This window comes from Pseudomonas sp. B26(2017), assembly GCF_002113045.1.
Taxonomy (GTDB): Bacteria; Pseudomonadota; Gammaproteobacteria; order Pseudomonadales; family Pseudomonadaceae; genus Aquipseudomonas.
In genome coordinates this window covers 82,851-94,816 of the sequence record NZ_NEJJ01000010.1, presented here as the reverse complement: position 1 = coordinate 94,816, position 11,966 = coordinate 82,851, and the positions used below count along the sequence as shown (strand labels likewise).

The 11,966-nt window shown below is 54.7% G+C and carries 9 protein-coding genes; all 9 read left to right on the top strand.

What is annotated here, in order from left to right; genetic code table 11:
* Positions 1-4: 4 nt before the first annotated feature.
* The 9 genes from CAF79_RS16330 (at position 5) to CAF79_RS28895 (ending at position 11,774) form a co-directional block, all read left to right on the top strand.
* Positions 5-1,375, top strand: coding sequence for a VOC family protein (locus CAF79_RS16330; protein WP_085698639.1), 1,371 nt, complete (start codon positions 5-7; stop codon positions 1,373-1,375).
* A 310-nt stretch (positions 1,376-1,685) separates the two neighbouring features.
* Entirely contained in the window at positions 1,686-2,201 is a 516-nt protein-coding gene (locus tag CAF79_RS16325; RefSeq protein WP_007949952.1) for an Hcp family type VI secretion system effector, read from the top strand.
* A gap of 129 nt (positions 2,202-2,330) precedes the next feature.
* Positions 2,331-4,373, top strand: a complete 2,043-nt coding sequence (gene tssI / locus CAF79_RS16320; protein ID WP_085698638.1) for a type VI secretion system tip protein TssI/VgrG — start codon at positions 2,331-2,333, stop codon at positions 4,371-4,373.
* A complete protein-coding gene (locus tag CAF79_RS16315; RefSeq protein ID WP_085698637.1) occupies positions 4,363-5,106 on the top strand; it encodes a DUF4123 domain-containing protein in 744 nt (247 codons plus the stop codon). The genes tssI and CAF79_RS16315 overlap by 11 nt, the downstream gene beginning before the upstream one ends.
* Positions 5,103-9,914: an RHS repeat-associated core domain-containing protein gene (locus tag CAF79_RS29740; protein ID WP_085698636.1), complete on the top strand. Its 4,812-nt coding sequence runs from the start codon at positions 5,103-5,105 to the stop codon at positions 9,912-9,914. Before CAF79_RS16315 ends, CAF79_RS29740 begins: the two co-directional genes overlap by 4 nt.
* Positions 9,911-10,303, top strand: coding sequence for an Imm50 family immunity protein (locus CAF79_RS16305; protein WP_085698635.1), 393 nt, complete (start codon positions 9,911-9,913; stop codon positions 10,301-10,303). Before CAF79_RS29740 ends, CAF79_RS16305 begins: the two co-directional genes overlap by 4 nt.
* A gap of 99 nt (positions 10,304-10,402) precedes the next feature.
* Positions 10,403-10,798, top strand: a complete 396-nt coding sequence (locus CAF79_RS16300; protein ID WP_085698634.1) for a hypothetical protein — start codon at positions 10,403-10,405, stop codon at positions 10,796-10,798.
* A 164-nt stretch (positions 10,799-10,962) separates the two neighbouring features.
* On the top strand, positions 10,963-11,322 hold the full coding sequence (locus CAF79_RS16295) for a hypothetical protein (RefSeq protein ID WP_085698633.1): 360 nt from the start codon (positions 10,963-10,965) through the stop codon (positions 11,320-11,322).
* Positions 11,323-11,588: 266 nt separating this feature from the next.
* Positions 11,589-11,774 (top strand): hypothetical protein, encoded by a 186-nt coding sequence (locus CAF79_RS28895; RefSeq protein WP_139832604.1) that lies wholly within the window; start codon positions 11,589-11,591, stop codon positions 11,772-11,774.
* Positions 11,775-11,966: the final 192 nt, after the last annotated feature.

Below are 11,966 nucleotides of genomic sequence, written 5' to 3'. Positions count from 1 at the left end.
TTTCATGACCGTGCAGCCTTTCGTCAGCCCCGACCTGATCCGCCAACGCTTCTCCAAAGCGATGTCCGACATGTACCGCGAAGAAGTGCCGCTGTACGGCGCGTTAATGGAATTGGTGGAACAGACCAATCGCGACGTGCTGGCACGCGAGCCGCAAGTCGCCAATCAACTGCAAAGCACGGGCGAAATCGAACGGCTGGACATGGAACGCCACGGTGCGATCCGCGTCGGCACCGCTGCTGAACTGGCCACCCTCGCCCGCCTGTTTGCAGTGATGGGCATGCAGCCGGTGGGTTATTACGACCTGACGCCCGCCGGGGTGCCGGTACATTCCACGGCATTCCGTGCGGTGCATGAAGAGGCGCTGCAGGTCAGCCCGTTCCGGGTGTTCACTTCGTTGCTGCGACTGGAATTGATTGAAGACCCCGAGTTGCGAGCCTTTGCTGCATCGGTGCTGGATAAGCGTTCGATCTTCACCTCGGCGGCGCTAAAGCTGATCGAACAGGCCGAGTCTGCTGGTGGCCTGAATGAAGCCGAGGCCGGGGAATTTGTCCTGCAAGCGCTGGAGACGTTTCGCTGGCACCACAGCGCTACCGTCACCGCCGCGCAGTACCAGACCCTCAGCGCCCAGCATCGTCTGATCGCCGATGTCGTTGCATTCAAGGGCCCGCATATTAACCACTTGACCCCGCGCACGCTGGACATTGACATTGTTCAGGCGCAGATGCCGCTGCATGGCATTACGCCCAAAGCGGTGATCGAAGGCCCACCGCGCCGGCAACATCCGATTCTGTTGCGTCAGACCAGCTTCAAGGCGCTGGACGAGCCAATCGCCTTCACCGACCAGACGCAAACCCGCGGCAGTCACAGCGCCCGCTTCGGCGAAATCGAGCAACGCGGCGCAGCGCTGACCCCCAAGGGCCGGGCGCTGTACGACCGCCTGCTGAATGCGGCGCGCGATGAACTGGGGGATTTCCCCAACGAAGCCAACGCCTCACGCTACAACGCGCTGATGGCGCAGCATTTCAGCGAATTCCCTGACAGCCTCGAGGGCATGCGCGAGCAGGAATTGGCGTACTTCCGTTACTTCCCGACAGACAAAGTAGGTCGTCCCGCAGATGTAACGCTGCAAGGGTTATTACGCGACGGCTATGTGAAAGCCGAACCGCTGGTGTACGAAGATTTCCTGCCAGTCAGTGCGGCAGGGATTTTTCAGTCGAACCTGGGGGATGCGGCGCAGACGCACTATGGCGAGCATTCCAACCGACAGGCGTTCGAGCAGGCGCTGGGGCGTTCGACCATTGATGAATTGAGGTTGTATGCCGAGACGCAGCAACGCTCGATTGAGGACTGCCTCGCGGTGTTGACTCGATAACGCGGCGATTAGCCATACTGCGCAAGAAGTTGCGCAGTTCTCCGTATTAAACTTCCTACAAAACCTCTGAAACCCTTGCGCTACGAGGCCTCCAGCCAAGTGCGCAAGAAGTTGCGCAGCACTGCGCAACTTCTTGCGCACTTTTTGCCTTAATCCCCGCCCGCTTTCGTCAAAACCGGCACCAATCAGCTCCAACCCGTTGATTTATAAGGCTTCTAAAAAACTGGCACGCTCCTTGATAACAGTCAGGCACCCACCGGGCGATTTCGCCTCCCGGGCACCCTAACTTTATCCGCAAGGAGCACCTCCCATGGCAACACCAGCGTACATGTCGGTTACCGGCGAAAAACAAGGCCTGATCACTGCCGGCGCTTTCACCGCCGACTCCGTTGGCAACACCTACCAGGAAGGCCACGAAGACCAGGTCATGGTTCAGGCTTTCACCCACGACGTGATCATCCCGCGTGACCCGCAATCCGGTCAGCCAACCGGTCAGCGCGTTCACAAGCCAGTTGTGATCACCAAGGTCTACGACAAGGCTTCGCCTCTGCTGCAAGCCGCTCTGACCTCCGGCGAGCGCATGAGCGAAATCGTTATCCAGTGGTACCGCACTTCGGCTCAAGGTACCCAAGAGCACTACTACACCACCAAACTGGAAGACGCGATCATCGTCGCCATCAACAACAAAATGCACAACTGCCAGGATCCAGGCAACGCGCACTTCACCCACCTGGAAGAAGTGCAGTTCACCTACCGCAAAATCACCTGGACCCACGAAGTATCCGGTACTTCGGGTTCCGATGACTGGCGTGCTCCAGTCGTTTAATTACGGCTGATCGTTTCAAGCATCGGCCAGCTCTGCTGGTCGATGTTGTTTACGCCCCTCCAGAATTTCGCGTGCGTTGACCGGTTTTTCCGGTCGACGGGCGCCGCTGTACAGCACGAGGAACAAGGGATGTTCGCGCCGGCCAATGAAACCCACTTTGCCCTGACCATCGAAGGGCTTTCCGCCGATTTCCAGGTGTTTACCCTCACCGGTCGGGAAGCCATCAGCCAGCCGTTTGCCTTCGAGGTGGAGCTGGTCAGTGAGCAGCCGTCGCTGGACCTCGAAACCCTGCTGCACAAGCCGGCTTTTTTGCAGCTGTCGCCCGACGGCAGCGGCATCCACGGCCTGATCTACCGCGCCGCGCAAGGCGACTCCGGCAAACGCCTGACGCGCTACTCCGTGACCCTGCGCCCGCAACTGGCGTATCTGGCACACCGCATCAACCAGCGGATCTTCCAGAACCTCAGCGTGCCGAAAATCATCGGCAAGGTCCTCGAGGAACATGGCATCCAGAGCAATGCCTATGAATTCCAGACCGGTTCGATCTACCCCGAGCGTATCTACTGCGTGCAGTACGACGAATCGGACCTGCATTTCATCCAGCGCCTGTGTGAAGAAGAAGGCATTCACTACCACTTCCAGCACAGCGCCACGGCGCACAAACTGGTGTTCGGCGATGACCAGACGGTGTTTAAAAAACTGCCGCCGGTGGCCTATCAGCAGGACTCCGGCATGGTCGCCAGCGACCCGGTGATCAAGCGCTTCGACCTGCGCCTGGAAACCCGCACCAGTCGCACCACCCGCCGCGATTACGACTTCGAAAAACCGCGCCTGACGCTGGAAAGCGAAAACCGCGGCGACGCTCTGCCCGACCTCGAGGATTACGACTACCCGGGCCGCTTCATCGACCGCGAGCGCGGCAAGCATTTGGCCAAACGCGCCCTCGAACGTCATCGCAGCGACTTCCAGCTCGCCGAGGGGCGTAGTGATCAGCCGTTGCTGGTCAGCGGCCATTTCCTCGCGCTGAAAGAACACCCGAAAGCCAAGTGGAATGATCTGTGGCTGCTCACCGAAGTCCACCACGAAGGCAAGCAGCCGCAGGTGCTGGAAGAGTCGGTCACCAGCGACACCACGGCGCTTAAAGACGATTTCCATCAGGGCTACCGCAACCGCTTTCAGGCCACCCCGTGGGACGTGCCCAACCGCCCGCCCCTGCGCCACCCGAAACCGCGCATCCTTGGCAGCCAGAGCGCCGTGGTCACCGGCCCGAAAGGTGAAGAGATCCACTGCGACGAATACGGCCGCGTGAAAGTCCAGTTCCACTGGGACCGCGAAGGCCAGGCCGACGACAAGACCAGTTGCTGGCTGCGCGTGTCGTCTGCCTGGGCCGGCGCCCAGTACGGCGGCATCGCCATCCCGCGCATCGGCATGGAAGTGCTGGTCACCTTCCTCGAAGGCGACCCCGACCAGCCTCTGATCAGCGGCTGCCTGTACCACAAGGAAAACACCGTCCCCTATGCCCTGCCGGCGAACAAGACCCGCACCACCTTCAAGACCCTGAGCTCCATGGGTGGCGGCGGCTTCAACGAACTGCGCATCGAAGACAAGAAAGGCCAGGAACAGATCTTCCTGCACGCCCAGCGCGACTGGGACGAGAACATCGAACACGACCAGAAAATCCGCGTCGGCAACGAACGCCACGACGTCGTGGAAAAGAACAGCTACACGGAATTCAAGGCCGAGGAACACCACACCGTCTACGAAGACCGCAAAGTCGAAGCCCGCGCCAACGACCATCTGACCGTGGGCGTGAACCAGCACATCAAGATCGGCACGGGGCAATTCATCGACGCGGGGCAGGAAATCCACCTGAGCAGCGGCATGAAAGTCGTGCTGGAGGCCGGGGCTGAGCTGACGCTGGTCGGTGGCGGCAGCTTCATCAAGATCGATGGCGGCGGCGTGACCATGAGCGGGCCGGCGATCAATATCAACTCCGGCGGTGGCCCGGGCGGCGGCTCCGGCGCTGCCCCGTTGCTGCCCGGCGTGCTGAAACAGGCCGACGCCGACAAGGCCGGTGCCGTGCTGACCCCGGCGCAAATCAATACGCTCAAACGCAACGCGCCGTTCTGTGAAGAATGCGAAAAATGCAAGGCAGGTGCCTGTGCCATCTAATCGACTGACACCCAAGGACTGGCTGGCACAACAGCCGCTGAAAAAAGACGAACGCCTGTACCTGATCGTCAGCGCCGCCAGCGATGCCGACGCACTCAAGAACCTCTACCAAAGCGAACCCACCGTCCAGGCCATCCCCATTTGGGGCGGCACGCCCTACGCCACCTGGCAACCGGTGATGCCCTACGTCGCCGAACTCAAGGCCAACTCAGCGTTCCTGCCCTGGATCACCGAAACCGACGCCCTCGACTGGGGCTGGCTGGCCGTCTCCCGCTCCGAACCCAACGAAGTTTTCGAACATCTGCGCAGTTTGACCCAGGTGAAGATGCCAGACGGGACCGAAGTGTTTTTCCGGTTCTGGGATGGACGGCATATCTATCCGATTCTTGAAGGGCTGGGGGAGACGGCCGGGGAAGTGCTGCCGGTGTTTGAGCGGTATCTGATCAATGGCAGAACGCTGGAAGTCGGACCGAGGGTGGTGCCGAAGGTGAGGGATTGGCCGTGGTGGGAGGTGCCGAAAGATCTACTGGACAGCCTGATGGCCGAAAACCCGTCGACCATCATCGGCAACATGATGCAGTGGTTGCAGGAGGAGCATGCAGACCTGTACTTCTCGTTCCCGGAATCAAACCTGCAAAAGAAAGTGGCGCGCTTCGTAAAACGCACGCTACTCACGGAAGAAAATTTTACCGGCCTGCTGAAGGCCCATCTGGAAAGTGAGGTGGCTGTATGAGCATTTTGATGGGTGAGATTGTTGCCAATCTCAATGCAAAACAGCCTGATGCTCAGGCCATCATCAGCGATTTCAAAAAGTGCCTGAAGGATTATCGCGAGCATGCCGAAGCTTGGTACGGCGGCATTCTGGATGCAGAGCAGCAATTCAAGGTCGGTGACGAAGTCGGCACCGCAGACAAGGACAGTAAAAAGGCCAATACCCTTTATGCCAACTGCCCTGCCAACGGCAAACTGAAGCTGGTCCACAGTTTCGAATCTGCGCGTTTTGTCCCTATCGGCAATACGCCTGTGCGGCTGGTGCCGGTGGAGGATGGCAAGCTCTACGGCAAGAACGAAGTCGGTCAAGCCATCAACGTCAAGATCGGCCCAAGCGGAATTCTGGAGGTCACAGGCCTCAAACCGCATCAACAATACGAAATCACTTTCTTCCCCAATCCTACCAAAGCTCAGATCGACAGCCTTTTCAACTCCTATCAAGGCGTCATAGGAGATCTGAGCGCCTGGCTGCAAACCGAGTGGACCACCGATTTTCTGCCGCTCTGGCAAGCGCACACCAATGCATCCATGGGTGGACGGGCATTGCAACAGCTGGAGTCGGCCTGGAAAGGATTCCTCAAGGCAATCATGGGGCTGTGGGGGGACATCAAGAGCCTCTACGACTTGGTTGCGCATCCTCGGGAAAACTACGAGAAACTCAAAAAATTCTTCACCGAAGAACAGATAAAGAAGATCTATAACGCTTCGAAAGAAGCCATCCAAACAGCACTGCTAATTGCCAGTGACGAACCACTCATGTGGATCTACGTCGCGGCGATCGTCGCGTGGGTCAAGATGCTGCCTCCGCAGACCTGCACTGAGGTCTTGTCGGAACTGACCACGGAAGTGCTGCTGAACATCCTGATCGGTATCGTCTTGACGGGCGGGATCGGTCTGGCCGTCCGTATCGGCACCAAAGGCCTGAATGCCGCAAGAAACAGCGGCAAGGTCATGAAGCTGATCGAAGACTTCACCTCGATGCTGATGAAAATCAGCAAAAAGAATGCGACAGGCCACGCCGATACCGCAAAGCCCTTGATGCTCAACGGCAACTCGCCACTCAATCAGGCGCGGAAGGCAAGTATCGAAATCGCGCCTCCAAAACCCGCAGAAACCGCCACACCACCGAAGAAAAAGCCGCCCGTCTCGGGTGGGGCCGTGGAGACGGATGCACAGATCCATGCTCGCGGCAAAAAAGAAAACAACACTCGAGTCCAACAGCAGGAAAAAGTAGACAACGCACCTGATCAGTCGAAAAACCCCGCCGACAAACCCGCTCAGTGCGCCGATAAAACCTGCACCAACGGTGAACCGGTATCGATGGTTACCGGCGAGGAATTGCTGACACTCACTGACGGTGTATTGGGTGGTCTGCTGCCGATTGAATGGACGCGCCTCTACCGCAGCAGCGCGGTTGAAATCGATGGGCGTCTGGGCCATGGCTGGAGTCACTCTCTGTCCCATCGCCTGCAAATCAACGATGAGGGCGTGCTGTGGACTGATAACGAAAACCGTCAGACCCGCTTCCCGATGCCGACGGAACAACGGCCGGCCATCACCAACAGTCTGGCTCAAGCAGCCATTTTTCTGGGCGAGGCACCGGGTGAACTGATCCTCACCCAGGCAGGGGCAAAACCACGCTTTTATCATTTCCGCGCAGACCGCCTGACGACGGTCAGTGACTCATACGGAAATCAGGTGCATATCAGCTATGACCTGGTGGGGCGGATCCAGCGCATCGATAACGGTGCTGGCCGCGCGTTGCTGTTGCGTTACGATGACCGCCATATCATGGCCGTGGATCAGCAACAACAGCGTTCCGAGTATGACGAACGTGGTGAACGCCAGGATCCGTGGCTGACCATTCAGACCCTAGTCACCTACCGCTACAACGCTCGCAATCAATTGATCTCGGCATCCAATGCCGCAGGTGAAACCGAGCATTACCGCTACAACGATCAGCACGTCATCCTTGAGCGGCAACTGGCCGGTGGCGCCAGTTTCTTCTGGGAATGGGAACGTGAAGGCAAACTCTCCCGTTGCGTACGTCATTGGGCCAACTATTCGCAACTGGAAGCTCGCTACGAGTGGGATGACAAAGGCACGGTTACGGTTCACAACGCCGATGGCAGTGAACAGGTTTACGTGCATGACGAAAATGCACGCCTGATCAGTGAAACCGCTGCCGATGGTGCGGAAACGCAAAACGCCTATGACGATGAAGGGCGTCTGGTTGCTGTAAAAGATCCTATGGGGGCCATTACCGAGTATCAATACAGCGATGCCGGACGATTGATGGCTGTCATCCCGCCGGAAGAAGAACCTACCCACTACAACTATTTCGATGGCCAACTGATTGAAGTCAAACGTGGCAAGGCCCGTTGGCAATACGACCGCAATCAACAAGGCGACATTACCCGGCAAATCGACCCTCAGGGCAACGAAACCCATTACAGCTACGACCGCCAGGGCCGCCTGCTGGAAATTCACCATACTGATGGCAGCCGCCATCAACTGGGCTGGAACAGCCTCGGTCAGTTGCTGGAGGAACGTCTTCCGGACGGTGGTCAGCGCAAGTACCGCTACGACGCACTTGGACGCCAGATCACGCGTCAGGACGAATTCGGCGCCATCACCCATTATCAATGGGACGCCGTCGATCGCCTTACCCAGATCACCCTCCCCGGCGGCGCCACCCGTGCTTTCACCTACAACCCGTACGGACGCGTCACCGCCGAACGCGATGAGCTCGGCCGCATCACCCGCTACGAATACGCCGACAACCTGCATCTGGTCAGCCGCCGCATCAATCCCGACGGCAGCCAGTTGCGCTATCGCTACGACAACGCCGGCCTGCTACTCACTGAAATCGAAAACGAGCGCGGCGAGCACTACAAACTCGACTACTACGCCAACGGTCTGATCCAGCAGGAAACCGGTTTCGACGGCCGCCGCACCGCGTACGAATACGACCTCAACGGCCAGTTGCTGAAGAAAACCGAATTCGGCGATGACGGCAGCGAACTGGTTACCGAGTATCAGCGCGATGCTGCCGGTCGACTGCTGGTGAAAACCCTCGCCGATGGCGAAGAAATACACTACAGCTACGATGCCCTGGGCCGTTTGGTGAATGTCGACGACGGACACTGGCCGCTTGCCTACGAATACGACGTGCAGGATCGCCTGATCACCGAGCATCAGGGATGGGGCACCACGCGCTACGAATATGACAGCGTCGGACAACTGAGTCACTGCCGGCTCCCCGACGGCAGCACACTCGACTACCGCCACTTGTACGGCGGACGTCTGAGCAGCATCGACCTCAACGGCTCACGCCTGACCAGCCACCAATTCAGCGCCGGTCGCGAACAGCAGCGCCAGCAAGGCCTGTTGCTCAGCCAATACCAATACGACGAACAAGGTCGCCTGCAAGCGCACAGTGTCAGCCAGCGTGAAAAAAACCTGTTCCAGCGCCGCTATAACTACGACGCCAACGGCAACCTCGCCGGCATCGACGACAGCCGCAAAGGCAGCCGCAGCTACCACTACGACCCGCTCGATCGCTTGATCAGCGTTCGTGGCGCTACGCCGGAGAGCTTCGCCCACGATCCAGCGGGTAACCTGCTCGGCCAGAACAACGAAGGCACAGCCAACCTCGCCAACGTCAAAGGCAACCGCCTGCTGATGCAGGGTGACCGCCACTACGACTACGACGCCTATGGCAACCTGATCCGCGAACGCCGTGGCACCGGACAGAAACTCGTCACCGAATATCGCTACGACTGCCAGCATCGACTGATCGGCGTCAGCCTGCCGGGTGGCAGCACCGCGTCTTACAAATACGACGCCTTCGGTCGCCGAATCGAAAAAAATGTCGACGGTCACACCACTGAGTTCCTGTGGCAAGGCGAACGCCTGATCGCCGAAAGCGGCGATAGCCGTTATCGCACCTACATCTACGAACCCGGCAGCTTCCGCCCGCTGGCCATGCTCGACGGCGAAGGCCCGCGCAAGGCAACGCCGTTCTACTACCAACTCGATCATCTGGGCACACCGCAGGAACTCACCGACTACAGCGGTGAAATCATGTGGTCCGCGAAGTACCGTGCGTACGGCAACCTCGCGGCACTGGATGTCAGTGAAATCGACAACCCGTTGCGATTCCAGGGTCAGTATTTCGATGCAGAGACGGGCCTACACTACAACCGGCATCGCTACTACAATCCGGGGACTGGGCGTTTTCTGACTCCGGATCCGATCAAGCTTGCTGGTGGGTTGAATAACTACCAGTACGTGCCTAACCCTACGGGGTGGGTGGATCCGTTGGGATTGAGTTCTAATTGCCCTGGAAAAAAAGATAATCCAGTAGAAAGCAAACAGAGTGAGCCTTCACCACCAGAACTTTCTCGTAGCGGCGCCTTTAGGCAGGCAAAATCAGAGGCTGGGATTCCAAGATCGCAAAACCCTGACCCAGTATTTGACCCTACGACAGGAAAAACACAACAATACAAGTACGTGCGAATGACGGACAAGTCTGGAGAGAGCATCTTAAACAGTGATGGGAAACCAGTTCTTACTAGAGAATATCAATTCACACGTGCTGATGGCTCCAAAGTAGTCATCCAAGATCACTCAGCAGGGCATCAGTATAATGAGCCGGGAAATAAAGGTGACCAAACAACACACTTCAATCTCAGGCCAATTGAAAATACGAGAACAGGCAAGGTTCCTGGTGCAAGAGATCACTATTATTTCAAGGAAAAAAAATGAATTCCTGGAACGAATTAGACGGAAGCACTTTTTTTAACAAGGTATTCACCTCACCCATCCCAATCGGGGAGATAGAACTGTTCTCCATAAATATTGACAACAGTAGACCAGTTATAATAATGGAGTTTGATATTCCAGATTACCCAGATGCACCGCCAGCCAAATGGAAGCAATCTGGATTTAACACCTGCCGCATAGGTTTAAATTGCAGCAACATCGAAGACCTTTTAATAAAAAACATTCCCACCCATGAAAAAATGACAATCAAAATCACATCCAACGAACAAAAATTCAGAGTAATTGCATCCAGTGAAAATTCATTAATTGAATTCACTACTAAACATCCGCTACTTTGCGGCCCATCCGCTTACTTGAACGCCCCAGAATAACCAAAAACCAAAGGGGACGAATAAATATCAAAACGGGGGCAGATTTATTTTCTTTGAAAAATGAATCCGCGCCCTTCCCAGTTAACTTGAAGAACAAAAATGAGCTTCCAGAAGACAATCCTTAGAAAAACATGGTGGGGTTTGGAGGCAAAATCATATACGGAGATTGCGCAGGAATTACCTTCGCAGGATGAGTCACTTAGAAAGTGGATCGCAATCTACGCTGTTTATCATTTAAACTTTGAAAATAGACACCCTGGAGAGAGTTACTACAAGTTTCTAGAGAATGCAAAAAACTCTAAATACGTCATTATAGAATTCACTCTTCCAATCCACTTTCTCGAAACAAGAGACAGCATTGGCGCCAACGACACAACAATCACAAAGTGCAAAACCATGGAAACAGAGGAAGAAATAAACTCATTTCTTTATGAAAACAACATAAACCCCGAGCTATTTACACCCCCATGGACATGCGAGTACCCGCTAGACTGAACTTAACAAAAATGAAGACAAAGGAGAAGACAAAGGGGACAGACAAAGGGGACCAGACAAAGGGGACAGATTTATTTTTACTCACAACGGTATAAAATTTCGAATATATTTAGATGAAACACTAACAACTGTCACAAACTTTCACCCCTCAATGAAGTGATGACATGACTATGAATACGCTGACCACGGATCAAAAAAACACAATTCACAATTGTTTACTTGACCTCTTGGATTCCTCATCACTGAACAACTCTAGCTTTCTTCCAAAAGCACTGGAAAGCCTCCTCCAGTCACAAGGATTTGGAATTGAGATGTCTGGGATATACATCAGTTCTGATGATGATCTAGATAACATTCCAGAGTATCTAGAGGATGGTATTGCATTTGAATTCATGGAGAGCCACGTTTCGCTGCCCTTTCACGAGGCCGTGGAGTGCATCATGGAGTGGTGTCAAACACAAAAACTTACAGAAAAGTTGCATCTAGAGGCCACACTGAAGGCATCGCAAGAAAAATACAAATAACATTCAAATGCAGACAGATTTATTTTTCTCCTCTCGATATAGAAAATATATTTATCCCCTTTCCAATGACTATACTACTGATTAGGACAAAGCGAAGACTCCCACTGGAATGAAGACATTACAGAACAGGTAGCCAAACAATTTCTAGCAAAGTCCAGAGTCAAAGGGGACAAACACCAAAGGGGACGGATTTTTTATTGAAGAATATGAATCCGCCCCTTTCTCTTAATACAATAAGTTTACGTACACCAACAAGGAGCCGTGACTTGAAAATCATTTCAGTACCACTTTCACTAGACGCGGTGCACCGGCTTGACGTAGATGATTCTCTTCCTGGCGACTTAAAAGAGATTCCCCTTACAGATGAAGCATTTCGAAAATTATCCAATACAGGATTATTTGAAGAATTGAACTCTAAGCTTGGAAAAATAATTGATGAGCATGAAGATTAAAGCATCCAAGGTCAGACCGACCTAACAGCCTCACTAAAGATATTAGAAAACATTAGCAAAAAAATGACATAGAAGTTCTTTACAAAATAAACAACCTCATAAAAACAGCAATAGACAAAAAGACGGGCATCTTCTTTTACTTCTAAAAAACATTTCACAACCAAACTGGACATATTTATTTTTGATTTACAC